Here is a 16,123-nt window from a genome sequence, read left to right as displayed (position 1 = left end):
TCTCATCGTAATCTGTCGTTTTATTTTTTATGATAAACGAATTAGTTTTTCAGCATTGATTGCATAAATAAAGCGCTTAGGTGTCGTCAAACCCATTGCTACCAATGCTTGTGCATAGATATTTAATTGACCTGCATATCTTTTTGTTAATATACGTGTTGCATCCGAACTTGCAACATGATCTGTTTTGTAATCAAATAACCAAACTTCGCTATCGACTTGAAAATAACCATCGATAATACCGTGAACAAGCACTTTATCATCCCCAACAAAAGCACGATAAAGATGTTTTGCATCTAATAGTAGTGAAAATGGTACCTCACGTTGCAACGAATCTGCATGTTTGACCATTTGACGACCTAATGGTGAGTCTGTGAAAAAACGGGCAATTTTATCGACGATAATCAATGGTGCAATATTCGTATCAATTAATCCAGCTGTCGTTAACTGCGCAATGAGATCTTTAATATCTGAAATTGTCGGTGTCCCCATTGTTAAATCAATACGTTGCATCACTAGATGTGTTGCTGTACCAATTGCTGCTGATGATAGTCGAGTAGCCGAATCTTGCATAAATGCTGGCTCTGGTAATGTATCATCAGTCACTCGCAACCCTGCCAAATCATCCGTTACTAACCGACGATCAACAAGTTGTCGACCAGCTGTTAAATCAGGATCTTCAAATAAATGTTTGATTTCAGAAACAGATTGATAAGCCGTTGCTCGTGTTGCCGTTGCATAAGGATATTGGAATTGCAATACTTGTTGCCAATCATTTGTGACATCCTGTGTAGCCATTTCTGGCAATGAGTTTTTTACTGTTGTCATTGCTGGTTGATAAGCTAACATTGCTTGTGCCAAATCTTGTCCATTCAAAATCTCCAGACTGAAATTAAATGACTGTTTTGGTGCTTTAGCTCGTATGTCATCAAATTGCATGATGTTATGTTCATCATATTTCTGTAATGATGCCATGCGTTGACTCGCTTGAGGATGGCGAATTAAGGTCATTCCTATCAAATCCATGTATGATTTGCCCGTCAATCTAACTGTTTCAGGCAACATCCATTCGGTCACACCAGCACTTTGTTGCCAAGTTTGCCACAATTGCGCCACATTATCATACGAACCAACAATAAATAATTGTTGTTCTGCACGTGTTAATGCAACATAAAGCACACGTAACTGTTCCGCATAGGCATTTCGCCGTTTGATTTGAACAATATATTCATGCTGTGGTGTAATGAGTTTCAAATGATGCGCAATATCAATATAATTCATGCCAGCACCAGCCTGTGCATCTAGAATAACACTACCTTGTGTCTCACGTTGACTAATCATCGTTCGTGATGCATTCAACAAAAAGACAACTGGGAACTCCAAACCTTTCGCATGATGAATCGTCATCAATGACACACTGTCTTGGGCAACATTAGCATCTGCTTCACCTAAATCCTTATCTTGATTTTGAAGCTGTGTCACATAGTTGATAAATTGATATAGGCCAACAAAACTACTCTTTTGATACGCTGCAGCCCGCTCATATAACGCATGCAAATTTGCCTGACGTTGTGCTCCAGAAGGTAACCCACCAACATAATCTAGCCAATTTGTGCGATTATAGATTGCCCAGAGTAAGGTCACAATTTGATTTTGTACAGCTAAATCACGAAAAACGTCTAAGTCAGTCAAAAATTGATTAACTTGTGTTTGTGTTTTTTCCAGCAATGCGGCATCAACATCGGGCAAATTATCAACGACATTAGTTTGGGCCATCACTTTAACAGCTGTGTAAAAATCATCGTTAGGTGCTTGTGCGCGAATAATGGCTAGTCCATTTTCACCAATACCATATAATGGCGAGCGTAAAACAGCGACCAATGGAATATCTTGATGCGGATTATCAATGACTTGCAAGAGACTCATCACGACTGATATTTCTGTTGTCTGAAAATAATTTTCTGTCCCATCAATCATGATAGGTATCGCCATTTCTCGAAAAACATCTAACACGTCTAAATTTTGACCTTTTGTCGGTACCAAAATAGTGATATCGCCATAATTAATCGGACGCTTTATTTGTGCTTTACGATCAAAAATTTCAAATTTTGTCTGAATCAATTCTTGAATTTTCAATGCAATCATCCGAATTTGACCAGTTGCTTTCGTATATGGCATATTCACAGACAATCTGTCATGATCAGCTTCTATTGCTGACTCATCTATTTGATGATCATCCAAATATACGAGTAATTCTGCTTTTTGTGGTAAATCTGCAGGATAATAATCAGCCCCCGCAACCAACTCAGCATCGCCGGTATAATCAATGTCCCCTAATGATCGACTCATCGATTGTGCAAAAATATAGTTAATAAAATTCGTTACGTTTGGCTGTGAACGAAAGTTTTCTTGCAAAGTAATCACTTCATTATGATTCGTTTTGGGGTATGTTGTCAGTTTATGCGCAAATAAAGTTGGATCAGCCTGTCTAAATTTATAAATGGATTGTTTAATATCACCCACTTGGAATAAATTATCAGTTTTTGCAATTTCTTGTAAAATTGCTTCTTGTAACTGGTTCGTATCTTGATACTCATCAACCATGATTTCGACATAACGCGCCTGTAATTCTGCTTTTACTTTAGGCTGACTGACAATCTGAAGTGCAAAATGTTCCAAATCATTAAAATCTAGGACTTTACGACGTAATTTTTCTTTTAAAAATGATTGACTAAATTGCTTGGTTAACGTGACAAGTTGTTGCATCACTCGGCTAGCACCTTGAATGGCTAATGATAGTCCAGCTTGATCCAATAAAAAGTACGTCTCTCGCAATTTTGTAAATCGCTTTTTCAAATTTTCACGTTCATCCTTATATTTTTCCCAAGCTCGTTTGAGTTCAGGATCATGCTTTTTTGTGAAATTTTTCCGTTTACCTTGATCATCGACACCCCAACCAGACAATGTCACATTATTTATTACTTCACGAATCGTTTGCCAATCATTAGTATCCTGTTGCACACTTGCCAATGCTACTTGATAATTTGCAACATCCGATTGTAAGTTAAGTAAACGGTTAATCGCTGGTGCCTCATCCATTGTATCCGGTGCTTGCTTGACTAGCCGTTCCGCTTTATCATAAATTCCTTGTAATTCATCTAAGATTAATGGTCGTAATTGTGTTAAATAAAACTGGCTTTTGGTAAAATCAGCATCACCAACATCATACAAATCTGGTAAATGATCCAACCAGTTTGTTGTATCTGGCCGGACCGTTGCAAAATCATATAACGAAAAAGTTGCCGTTTGTAACGCTTGATCATCAGTTGTACTACTAGTAAATTGTGTCGCAAACATAGCAAATGTGCCCTGCTCATCATTTGCATATCGTTCTTCTAATAAAGTTTGATAAACCTCAAGCATCACCAACGTGCGTTCTGCATCATCCATTAAACGAAATTGTGGATCAAGATCGATCGTGTAATGATATTGTTCGATCAAACGTAATGCAAAGGCATGTAAAGTTGAAATATTGGCAATATTCAATAAACGTAGTTGTTTTAATAAATGCTGTCGTTGCGTGCCAGTTGTTTTCCCAAGTTCAGAACGAATGGCCACTTCCAAACGCTCTTTCATTTCAGTGGCTGCTGCTTCGGTAAATGTGACAATCAAAAATTCATTAACGTTCTCACCTGCTAATAAACGACGCATCACGCGCTCGATCAGTACACGTGTTTTCCCTGAACCAGCTGATGCAGACACTAAAATGTTATGATTTTTTTCCGTAATTGCAGCTGACTGTGAATCGGTGAAGTTCATTATTTTTGTCCCTCCTCTGGCTCTGAGTGATGCTTTTCAATAAACCGTGTCATCGCTGCTAAGGCGCCTGTCATCGTTAGTTTTTCAATATTATGATATTGATTTCCCATCATAGCATCAAACATCATAATAGGCTTATACGGTGTATACATTAAACCCGTATTTGATGGACCATCTCGGAATGGATATAATGGAAAATCACCAGCCAAGATTTGTTCACCAATCTCCTTAATCTTATATTCATTGAATGTTAGCAATGTTTCTAAATGATCAGCCGTGACAACATCAGCTGTCTTTTTAAACGTCCCATCTTTTTTCCGATCAATGGCGTAAGGTACAACAATATCCGCATTACCCGCTAATTGATCAATATAATTTTCATCATCACGTAACACACCACGATAACGACCTTGATTAGTGATTAATTCATCAGCTTGTTGTTGTATTTGCTCTAAATGATCACCAGATAACTCATTTAAATTGACCCACGGTGTTTGTAATGTCCAAAATAATGCACCCCCCATTTCACCCGTTGGCAACACATCTTTGTTCATCAACATCGCTGTCCAATAGGTCATCAATTGTAACTCCAAACCGGCGTAAGCTTTTTCATAATCAAACACGCGCTTACTTGATTTATAATCAACGATTGTTAAAAAATTTCCAGTTGGTGTTTCAACCAAATCATAGCGATCAACTTTACCACGAATTTTAATATGGCCAAACGGTATTTCATAGGCAACTGGTTTTAATTGGCTTTGCGGTAAACCAAAGCCTGCTTCAACACCAATCGTATGCACACCCCCATTCGCTAATTGACCACGTTTCATACTAGTAATCGTGTCATGCACTTGCATCGCTAAGCGCTGCGTTAAAAACTTCATGCGATACGAACTGCTAAAAATATCATAGGTCGGATCATCACTTGATAAAATACCTTGTAAAATATCTTGCTCCAACTGACGTAACTGTTCATCTGTTAAGGCACCTAAAACCTGTTGTTTTTCAACCAAAAATTGGAAAAGATGCTCCAACATCGCATGCATTAGCGTTCCTTTTTCTGCTGGCGTTAACTGTAGGACTTGACGTTCTTGTAATTTCAAACCATATTGCAAGAAAAACTCGTAAGGATTTCGTGAATAACTTTCCAAGCGTGAAATTGATGCTTTTAAATCATGACCAAACAACGCTGTCACTAATGCTGGTTGTAATTTTTCTGGTTCATTTTTATAACATAAACTACCAAATAAGTGTGCCAGTCGCTGTGGTGCAATTTTTTGTAATTGTCGTCCAAGATGTTGCCATGCCGCACTAAGAAATGGCTCTTTTGTGCCCTGTAACTTAGCCTGACGGTTAGCAATTAACAACTGTGCCATTGTACTAGTTGGTGTCCCAACATAATTCGCAATTTGATTACTGGTGGGATCTGGTAGTGCATCAAACTGATATGGGATTATGCCAAATCGCTTTTGCACACGGGTCACATAGGTTGATGGTTGTTGTGTGCTATCTCCGTCACTGGTTGCGTACGCCCAAATTAATCGGTTGTCTGCGACCATCATCGCACGGTACATTAACAATGATTCTTGTGCCATTTGCTGTTCAGCCGTTTCTTTTAAGTAAACGTCTGTTGGTAAGACACCTTGTAAGGCAACACGATCAGTGTCATGCAAAATGGCTTTGGTACGCGTTATTGCTGGTAAATTATGGTTGGTTGCGCCAAAAACAATGACCGTATCATAACCAGTTCGCTGCACAATCCCACTTTCTGAAATATGCACTTGGTCCACTGTTGCTGGGACACCCGCATATTTTGCATTCTCAAAAGCTGCTTTTAAAACATCCTGTAATGATTCAAGTGTCATTTTTTTAGTATCAAAAACTTGGACAAAATCATCTAGAATGCCAATGAATACACGCCAAACTTGTTCTGGCTGTTGTGCAGCCCATAAATCACCCTTAGCAATTGCTTCATCACGCCACTTTATTAACCGTTTCTGAATACCAATTTGCGTCATAAATTCATATAACTCACGTGCCATATCACGCGCCGTATTCTCTTGTGCCAACTGCTTTAAAAATGGTCCTACCACCTGGCTAATTTGATCATGAATCATCGCTAATTGTGCATCTTTACCAGCAACTCGTTCACGAGTCACCTCATCATCACTTGTTAACGCTTGGCGATCATATTGCCATGGTGTTGTACTAGTCCACTGCCAACCTGCAATATTTTTCGCAAGAACGTAATTTTCTGTTTCCGCCAGTGCTTCACGATAATCATCCAAAGTCACATCAGCTGGTATTAACAATTCTGTTTTTAAAAAGCTCATCACATCAGTAATCGTAAAACTTGGTGCAAGATGCAATAATTTATCCAGAAAGGCAACGAGAGGATGTGCTGACATTGGTCGATCTAAATCCATAAACATCGGTATATCATATCGTGCAAAAACTGCTGGTATGATATTTTCGTATTGCCCTAAGTCACGTGTTAACAATAAATAATCACGATAACGATGTTTACCAGCTGCCACTTCTTGTCGAATGAAGCGCGCCATTTGTTCCACTTCTTGATAACGTGTATGGGCTTGCCAAATGTTAATTGTTGGTACTTCAGTTGGTACCTGATGGTGGGGCATTCCCTGTTGTTCATACGTAATCCAAAAATTTTCCATTTCGGACATACTCATACTTAAATGACGTTGTGGTGCAATTGTATTTGCGGTAACAATTACATGGTGTTGTACAGCAAAATCTCGTAATTGTTGGCCTAATTTTTTGGGGCGATAAAATAAATCATTTTCAGAAAGTGCCATCTCTGTTAGGCTTGCTGAACCATCATCAGCTGGCAAGGTTATTGTCACTCCGGCAGCATAATGAATCAATGCTTCAACCAATCCTCTTTCTGGGGATGTCATCTGTGAATAATCATTAATAAAAAAATAATGATGCGATATATCTGTTTTTTCAGTCGCTAAAAAGACTTTCAACGCCAACAGTAAATCACTACTTAAATACTGATTACGCTGCCTTAATTCATCTTCTAATGCCTCACCAATAAGCGCTAAATCATGTAGTTTCATCTGTAATGTTTCTTGATTGACCAATTGATCAGCAATTTCATTAACATCTTGCCATGCTAAACCTGCCTGTTTAAGCTCTAATAATTGCGTCGTAAATTGTCCGATAAAACCTTGCTTATTCAATAAATTACCGTATAACACTAAATGATCTTTATTTTGTTGTAGCAACGTTTGTACCAACATTGTTAACCCATTTTGTGATAGATTGGCTTGTTGATAAATAACATCATTTTGCATGTAATACCATGCCAGCCGACTTAAAGAAAAGACTGACACATTAGGCACAGCAATCGCAGCACCATGACGGTCTTCTAAGTCAGCTAATCTAGTCAACACATTAATTTCAGTTTCAAATTTAATATGATTGGGGACAATATAAAAAATTTTTGCTTGATCATCAGTTGCTAAAACATGTTGCACGCGTTGCAATAATGCCAGTTCATGATCTGCACTTGCACGACCAAATAGTAATTCTAATGACATGTGTCGCCTCCACTACCATGTATTCTTATTATTATTCTACCAGTTATCCTTTAATATATTCTGTTCAACTTTTAAGATATTTTGCCATATAATTAAAGGCCAACTAACTATCACTTTAAAATGGATAGTTAGTCAGCCTCATATGTTTACTACTTTGATTACCAAACCCCGATTATCAAACAATTACTGACACAAACGCCACAATGATTCAGCAAAAATTGCCATTGATCGCGTTAAATTAGCAACCGGCGTATATTCATTTGCTTGGTGACTAGTTACTTTAACATCGGGAAATTGACCGCCAAAAGCGACACCACGCTTTAATAAACGTGCATAAGAACCACCATTGGACGTTCTTGGTGGTAAATAATGACCAGTTTGTTCCGCATAAACGGCCGATAAGACCGTTACTAATTCATCATCGACAGGTACTAAATGTGGTGGCATACCAGCTTGTACAACGGTAATCTCAGCCATTAAGTCCGCAAGATGTCGCTGCACTTGGGTAACAATTGCTTGAAGCGACACCCCCTTTGGGTAGCGGAAATTGAGTAAAATAGTGCCTTGACCACGATGACTGTAACGCATCACTCCGACATTCATTGTTAAATCACCCATCTCTTGATCACGGTAAGCTAATCCTAACCGCTTCGCATAGATATCCTGATGAACAATATCACCTAGAAACGTCAAAAATGCCTGGGCATCCCCACCAAATGGATATTGATTTAAAAATGCCGCTAGATACGTCCCCGCATTTTTGCCATCAGCAGGATAAGCCCCGTGTGCTTGCACACCAAACAAGGTTAGTCTAACGGTCTGACCGACTTGTTGCACATTTCCCTTTAAAAATGGATATTGCTTAAGAAATTGCTCGAAATCATTGGCAATTAATATTCCTTTGGGTACATCGATTCTTGCTTTTGCATCTCCTGGTACCACATTTGCACGATTACCGGCCATAAAACGTTCTAAAATATAAGGTCCTTCAGAAACACTTGGAAACCGTAACTGCACTGTTTGAAAAGCTTTTTCACCATTAACAACAGGGAAAGCGCCATCGGGTGAAAAGCCAAGCGTGGGTTCACCCTCTTGCGCAATATACTGTGGTAAATCACGCCACCCATTTTCTTCATCAGTCCCAATAATTAAACGAATTTTTCTCTTCAGATGACAATGTTGATCAGCTAACATCTTCATTGCATAATAAGCCGACATTAAATCAGCTTTCATATCAGCTGCACCTCGACCAAAATATAAGCCATCTAAAATTTCTGGATTAAATGGCTGCCGTAACCAACCATCACCAGCAGGAACAACATCAATATGTGTTAAAATACCCACGGTTTCAGCTGCATCTGCAGGGCCAAATTCTATCCATGTCACCATATTTGCTACACGACCATATCGAAACCCATCGCGACTGGCAAGCTCCTCCATCTTTGATAACGCACGCACCATATCGATGCCAAATGGTGTTTGTGGTGTTTGCGTTTTAGGGTCTAAAACTGAAGGAATGCGCACAATTTGATTCAAATCATTAATCAGATTTGTCTCATATCGTTTTGCTTCTATTACCCACGTCATATCACTACCTCTAATTAAATTCTAATAAAGCTAGTGTATCGTGTTTTTTAACGAGTGACAACAACTGACTATTGTTGCTGCCGTTTATGATTGTAATAGTAAAATACCGGCAACCCTACTGCAACTAATGCAATTGAAATGACTGCTCCTGAAAAATCGTTAATGATTGTTGACCCAATCACAAACAAAGCGCCAACAATGGCAACTAAAGGTGTCACTGGATACAAAGGTGTCTTAAATAGTGTTTTGGGATCAACATGGTCAGACAATTTCTGACGACGTAAAATGAACACCCCGAAAAAGGCAGCTGTATAGAATATCCAGATTGTAAAAATTGCAATATCTGACAGACGATCAACCCCATTTGTATAGACGATTGCCAAGAAAATTGTCATAAAAGCAACTGTCAATATTGCATTCGTTGGTTCCTGCGTTTTTTTCGTTAATTTTGATAAATATTTTGGAAATAAGCCATCTAATGACATGGCATAAGCCATTCGTGGAAACGAAATCATTTTCCCATTTAATGTCCCTAACATTGAAATAATGATGGCGATACTTAGTGCACGACCACCAAAATCACCAAATGCTGCTCGTACGACTGCAAACGTCGCATTATTTTGTAAAGCAACAATCCGATCAGATGGTAAGGCATGGTAAACACCAAATGATACACCAACATATGCCACCACAATTAAACTAACACCCCCAACTATTGACCGTGGTAAATCGCGCCGTGGGTTCTTTAGTTCACCAGCAATATTTGCTAGCAAAATCCAACCATCATAGGCAAACAAAGTTGCTAAGATGGCCATACCAAAGCCACCACCATGCGCAACAGTTTGTGACACTGTTTGACCTAACGCATCAACTTTTCCAAAGAATAATCCATAAATAATTAAAATAGCAATCGGAATCAATTTAATTGATGTCGTTATAACTTGAAAACTTGCGGCAACACGATTTTCAAATAGATTAATACCAGCAATAAAGGCAACATATATCACAGAAATCCATGTTGCAGCGCTGGTTGGCAAACCCAGAAAATTAGCTGTTAGAAATGCGGCATACCCGGCAATTGACGCAATCACCGCTGGTGCGTAAATGACGACTTGCATCCATCCTGTCAAAAAGCCAGCAACAGGACCATATAGTGATTCAATATAGCTATATAGCCCACCCGTTTTGGGTAATCTTGCACCGATTTCAGCAATGGTTAGTCCAGCAGCTAGTGTAATCACGCCTCCTGTTACCCAAGCTAATAAGCCTAGGGTTGATGAACCAGCCGTTTGCAAAACACCTGCTTGTTTAAAAAATATTCCTGATCCGATAACTGTTCCAACAACTAACGACAACCCTGACCAAATTCCCATCGATCGTTTCAATTCAACCGTCTGCGACATAAGTAATCTCCCTAATGTAAAAATTCAACAAAAAAAGCAGTCATCCAATTTCGTAATTGGGTGACTGCTTCGTAAGTTCTCACAGTTTAAGCGTCGCCAAAACGCCCAATCACTAATTGTGTTGAGTTAAAATGACGATTATTATTATTATTATTAAAATCAAACATTCGCTCGACTCTCCTTAATTAATGTACGTTTTTTGCTTCCACTAGATAAATGTTAGCATACTTTAAACTGCATAACAACTTAATTTCATATCAATCATAATTTTAAGCTTCATCATACCATGAATAATGGTACATTTCACCAGCTGGTTTATCAACACGCTCATAAGTGTGGGCGCCAAAGTAATCCCGTTGTGCTTGAATCAAGTTTGCAGGCAAAATAGCTGAACGATATGAATCATAGTAAGCGACCGCTGCTGATAATGATGGTACTGGCACACCAGCTGCCGTTGCTAACGCAATCACACGGCGAGCAGACGCTTGATAAGATTCAGCAATTTGTTTAAAGTATGAATCTAGCAACAAATTATGTAATGCTGGTTTCTCTTCATAAGCATCTGTGATACGTTGCAAGAATTGGGCACGGATAATGGCCCCTGCACGCCATAGTTGTGCTAATTCACCAAATGGCAATGACCAATCATAATAATCTGACGCCATCCGTAATTGATCAAATCCTTGTGCATATGACATAACTTTACCAAAGTATAATGCCTTACGGATATCTTCAATTGTTGCTGCCTTATCACCATCGAAATGATAATCAGGACCTGATAACACGCCGGAAGCAGCGATGCGATCAGTCTTTAATGCTGAAATATAACGTGCATATACTGATTCTGTAATCAAAGATTGTGGTGCACCAACAGCCAAAGCTGATTGTGATGACCATTTACCAGTCCCCTTGTTACCAGCACGGTCTAAGATCATATCAACCATTGGTTTTCCTGAGCCAAGATCATCATCACGCGTTAATATATCTGCTGTAATTTCAATTAAGTATGAGTTCAACTCGCCTTGGTTCCAATCAGCAAATGTCTTTGCTAACGCATTCTTATCTAATTGCAACACTCGCTTTAAAATATCATATGATTCAGCAATCAACTGCATATCACCATATTCAATACCATTATGAACCATCTTGACATAGTGTCCCGCACCATCTGGTCCAATATAGGTAACGGTTGGCTTACCATCTTCAGGTGCTTTTGCGGCAATTTCTTTCAAAATTGGCTCAACCAAATCATAGGCTTCACGTTGGCCCCCTGGCATCATTGAAGGTCCCTGAAGAGCCCCTAACTCACCACCTGAAACTCCCATACCAATAAAATTGATTCCTGACTGCTCTAATTTCTTAGAACGACGAATTGTATCTTCAAAGAAAGTATTACCACCATCAATTAAAATATCACCTTTATCCAAATGTGGTAGTAATTCTTCAATCACTGCATCTGTCCCTGCACCTGCTTTAACCATTAACAAAATACGTCGCGGCTTTTGAATCGATGCGACAAATTCTTCAATGGTATAGCCAGGAACAAAGCCTTTATCTGGATGCTTTGCAACTAAATCGTCAGTCCGTCCAGACGTACGATTATAAACAGCGACTTTGTACCCACGTGACGCAACATTCAATGCTAAGTTACGTCCCATGACAGCCAAGCCGACAACGCCAAATTCTGCTGTTACCATATTAATATTTCCCCCTACCAGCAATTAATTAGCTACATTAAAAATATTCTGTATAGTTAAGTTTAACGCGAGTTCCTTAAAATAGCACCCGCTAATCTTTAAGCGATTGATTATCCTGATACTTTGTTAATAGTTGTACTTTTACTTCATCAGAGACTGTTGTTGTTAAAAACCGTGCCATTGGTGTTATTGTATGCCGATTTTTAAAAGCCAATGGTTTTATTGCAACAAGCATCACAATTAAATTATTTTCAGTTAAAAATAATTGACCTGGCTGTTGTAACTTTCCTTTGGTATGTTTACCAATTCGCCAACTATGAAAATCACGCTGACTAACTGGACTTTCTTTTTGCTCATATTGACCACTATTTGTTTGCGTCATCACAATGCCAACTAATTCGGCTGTTGGATATTTACTTGCCATAAATGCACCTTTCTAATTGTCGTAACTGATATCGTTATTGTGTTAACCGTATAATATGATTATTTTGCAGTTTATCGTTATATTGATGTTTGCTTATCTTTTTATATGACAAGATTATTCGTATGAAATAAATCGATCATTTTTCCAAATGTTTAGCAACTAATTATTTTCATACTAGGTTATTTCATTATACCAATGATAATTATTTACTGATAATTCAAAAAGACCGTACCCATGTATATCTACATCGGTACGGTCTTATCTTATTCACTAATTTTAAATCAAATTACTTTGATTCTAATTCAGCTTTACCCTTAGCCCATTGTTGAATGTTAACAACTTCATCGTTACGAACTTTCTTTGAGTAGTCGTGTGATACTGGACGACGACGGGCCCATGAGTTATATGGTGATCTAACTGCCATAATTATTTCCTCCATTTTTGTTATCGATAACTTTTCAAGTATACCGACATTTCCACTATTAGTCAACAAAATCCTATTGTTGACTTTACTGATCGCCACTTAATAAGCCCCCTAAAACAATGACTATTCATACAGCAATTTAATCACTCACAAAGCGTCATGATTTGATTTTCCAACCACTCTCCCTTATAATAAGTAAGTAAAGAGGCAGAGAGGAGATCCTATGGCAAAATTAACAACTGATATGAAACAAATGATTAAAGAACAATTTCCATTCTTAGCAACTGCAGACGAAAATGGCATGCCCAAAGTTGGTCCCAAAGGGTCGTTACATGTTTTAGATGATGAACATTTAGTATACTTCGAACATACATTCCGACATGCCTTTCATAATTTAACAGTGAATGGGCACGCTGCTGTTGCAGTCGCTGATAGAGATGCTCAAAAAGGATTCCGTTTCGAAGGACAAGCTCATATTCATGAAGATGATGATATAGCACAAGCGTTATTACCAAAAGGAATTTTTGACCGTTTCCCACGTGCAGCCATTGTCATTATTGATGTTGAACATATCTTTAAATTAGACAATACGCTAGAAGCTGGTACGCAATTAGCTTAATGACCTGAATAATATGACTAGTATTTGATAAACGACACGCATTAAAATCAACTAAAAAAGAACCGACAAGCTAACGATTTTCACTGTTAATTTGTCGGTTTTCAGCGATATATCACAAAATTTCGGCTCATGTTTTTCTAGATCGTCTTATCGTTATCTTGTATTATCTATCTAAAATGAGTACGATAACGACCCATTAATAGGGTATACTAACCATACATAAACTTTATAAAAAGGATCCTCTGATGATAAAAAAGCTGAAACTTTTTGATAATTTTACATTATATCAAGTTGACGAAATGACAGTTGATGACCGTCAACAACTCGTTAAAACACATGAAATTTCCAATGAATTAATTGACTATGCCATTGATCCCTACGAAAGTGCCCGGATGGAATTTGATGACGCACATCGATATAATTTAATGATTTTTGACATCGTTACGCCAACATCAACACGAGCAACAACTGAACCGGTTGGTTTTTTATACAATACTGAGCAAACCATGCTTTATGTTTTTACTCGTAAAGAAACAACCTATGTCATTAATCATTTGCTTGAATTATCACAAACACAACCTGAACTCCCTATAGATGTTATTTTAAGTGCGACTGAATCATTATCTGGTGAGTTTATGAAAGCCATTTTAACGATCAATCGCAAGCGATTAACTATTCAAAGTAATATTAAATCCACTAAACCAACTCAACCAGCCATCAATCAACTGATGTCACTACAAACGGACCTCATCTATTTAATTAATTCTTTGCAAACAAACCACACTCTTTTAAACGTCTTAAAAAGCCATGAACGTCATCATTTGACGACCCAACAAGTTGAACGTATTGAAGATGTTGAAGTAGAATTACAACAAGCACTTGACACCGGAAAACTATCACAAGAAGTTACCAGCAGCGTGGCTAACGCCTTTGATAATGTGGCTAACGCTAATTTAAATTGGACGATGAAGCTATTAACAGTATCTTCAATTGTCCTAACCGTGCCAACGATCGTTTCCGGATTTTTTGGTCAAAACGTGATTCTGCCCTTAACGCATGCAGCTGATGGTTGGGTATACACCATTATTATTACGATCATTTTCATGATTATTATTACGGTCATACTATGGCATTATGGCTTCTTTAAAAAATAACGCATCATAAAAAGCCAAAGTGTACTGTGAATTCACAGCATTTACTTTGGCTTTTATTATATTAATGATCAATTCCTTGCTAATATTTTTTTCAAGAAGTGATAGATCGCATATTTTGGCCCATTAATCGGTCTCGTAAATGAACCCACCTTTTCTTCAGCATGCCCAGAAAAACCTTGTTTGAATCCCAACACACCATCAGAACCATCAAAAACACCAGAAATGCCATAGAAATTATAATGTGGAATTTGTCGTTTCAAGGCTTGTTCAAAAGCATATTCTTGCACGGCATAAGGACCATAGAAATTCTTATACTCATCATATGTGCCTGAATACAAATAAATCATCTCATTGGCTGTTGCTAAAAACAATGCCCCTGCAATAGTCACGACATCCTTACCTGCTTGTTCACGCGCCATTTTTGCTTGTGAAATTCGTTTTTCATGTTGTTTACGTTGATCGGCATATTCCGCACGTTGACGCTTCAACTTCTTATAATTAGGTTTTTCAAGGATTCGTGCATCAAGATTTGTCACAACTTCAGTCAAGTGATCTCGTGCTTGTTGCTGTCCCTTAATGTAAGCAGGAAAGTCCATTTCTGCAAAAACAAAAAAGGCATCATCACCGTACTCATCAAAAACTGTTTCATAGAAATCTAAATCTTTATCATGATAGTTCAGACGATTTGCTGTATCTTGTGTTAGTGCTTTGAAATCTGGCAGATCTTGTTTACCCAAACGACGTACTTTAATGCCAAACTGGTCCGTCTTCTTTAAATAATATTTACCATCTTTCCCAAATGACGCACGTAAGGCTTTTTCTGGTTCATCAGAATCTAGGATAGGCTGTAATGATTTAACATATTGCCACGATGGTGAAGAATTAGTTGTCCAGCCTTTTGACGCAGGTGTGTGTTCAAAACCAATACGAGTTAGCGCATCAATCACCACATTTTCTGTCGCGCCAATTTGTTTTCCTTCATCATCATACCGCCGATAAATCGCATTTGGCACGATCCGCAAAAAGAGTCCATGGCGTGCTTTTGCAAAATTCATGACACCTTCAATAAACGCTTGCACTAGCTCATTATCTTGAAAATCAATTAACATCCCACCGTCGATTTGAAATAGGTTACCCATTCGAACTGGTATCCAAGCTAATACTGCTGCTGCTTCAACTTGATTATCTGATATTAAGCCAACTAAGCTCGTTTGCCACCCACGACGTGCGAGTAGCCGAGCTTGTGCTGCGGTTTGTAAATAACTACCCGCTGGATGGGTTTGCGCAAATGACTCAAATTGTTCTGTTGTTAACTCTTTAAATGAACGTGTCATATTTTACTCATATCCTTATCTTCAATATCTATTACTCTGAATTATACGCTATCAGACTTAAAATTTGGCAAAATAATCAATACTTAAAGTTTT

General features: G+C 38.1%; 10 protein-coding genes. 2 read left to right on the top strand and 8 right to left on the bottom strand.

Features of this window, described 5'->3' with window-relative positions:
* Nucleotides 1-27 precede the first annotated feature (27 nt).
* The 7 genes from addA to AC3B5D_RS09985 form a co-directional block, all read right to left on the bottom strand.
* Complete coding sequence (gene addA / locus AC3B5D_RS10015) at nt 28-3,819, bottom strand: helicase-exonuclease AddAB subunit AddA (protein ID WP_489840180.1); 3,792 nt, start codon at nt 3,817-3,819, stop codon at nt 28-30.
* On the bottom strand, nt 3,819-7,388 hold the full coding sequence (locus AC3B5D_RS10010) for a PD-(D/E)XK nuclease family protein (RefSeq protein ID WP_489840181.1): 3,570 nt from the start codon (nt 7,386-7,388) through the stop codon (nt 3,819-3,821). Before AC3B5D_RS10010 ends, addA begins: the two co-directional genes overlap by 1 nt.
* Before the next feature lie 183 nt (nt 7,389-7,571).
* Nucleotides 7,572-8,975 (bottom strand): dipeptidase PepV, encoded by a 1,404-nt coding sequence (pepV, locus tag AC3B5D_RS10005; RefSeq protein ID WP_489840182.1) that lies wholly within the window; start codon nt 8,973-8,975, stop codon nt 7,572-7,574.
* A 68-nt stretch (nt 8,976-9,043) separates the two neighbouring features.
* Nucleotides 9,044-10,378, bottom strand: a complete 1,335-nt coding sequence (locus AC3B5D_RS10000) for an APC family permease (protein ID WP_489840183.1) — start codon at nt 10,376-10,378, stop codon at nt 9,044-9,046.
* A gap of 269 nt (nt 10,379-10,647) precedes the next feature.
* The gene (gndA, locus tag AC3B5D_RS09995; RefSeq protein ID WP_489840184.1) at nt 10,648-12,075 is read right to left on the bottom strand and encodes an NADP-dependent phosphogluconate dehydrogenase; all 1,428 of its coding nucleotides are present in this window, start codon (nt 12,073-12,075) and stop codon (nt 10,648-10,650) included.
* Between the two features lie 91 nt (nt 12,076-12,166).
* Nucleotides 12,167-12,499, bottom strand: coding sequence for a DUF7671 family protein (locus AC3B5D_RS09990; protein WP_489840185.1), 333 nt, complete (start codon nt 12,497-12,499; stop codon nt 12,167-12,169).
* 286 nt (nt 12,500-12,785) lie between these two features.
* A complete protein-coding gene (locus tag AC3B5D_RS09985) occupies nt 12,786-12,923 on the bottom strand; it encodes a hypothetical protein (RefSeq protein ID WP_489840186.1) in 138 nt (45 codons plus the stop codon).
* Between the two features lie 223 nt (nt 12,924-13,146).
* Between AC3B5D_RS09985 and AC3B5D_RS09980 the strand changes: the two genes are divergently transcribed.
* Together AC3B5D_RS09980 and AC3B5D_RS09975 are read left to right on the top strand one after the other, a co-directional pair.
* Nucleotides 13,147-13,542, top strand: a complete 396-nt coding sequence (locus tag AC3B5D_RS09980; RefSeq protein WP_489840187.1) for a pyridoxamine 5'-phosphate oxidase family protein — start codon at nt 13,147-13,149, stop codon at nt 13,540-13,542.
* Nucleotides 13,543-13,787: 245 nt separating this feature from the next.
* Nucleotides 13,788-14,696: a magnesium transporter CorA family protein gene (locus AC3B5D_RS09975; RefSeq protein ID WP_489840188.1), complete on the top strand. Its 909-nt coding sequence runs from the start codon at nt 13,788-13,790 to the stop codon at nt 14,694-14,696.
* 68 nt (nt 14,697-14,764) lie between these two features.
* On the opposite strand, the gene AC3B5D_RS09970 is transcribed toward AC3B5D_RS09975, so the two are convergent.
* Nucleotides 14,765-16,030, bottom strand: coding sequence for an aminoacyltransferase (locus AC3B5D_RS09970; RefSeq protein ID WP_489840189.1), 1,266 nt, complete (start codon nt 16,028-16,030; stop codon nt 14,765-14,767).
* Between the last annotated feature and the right edge of the window lie 93 nt (nt 16,031-16,123).

The organism is Weissella sp. ESL1177 (assembly GCF_058107185.1).
This window is presented reverse-complemented; position numbering and strand designations above follow the sequence as displayed.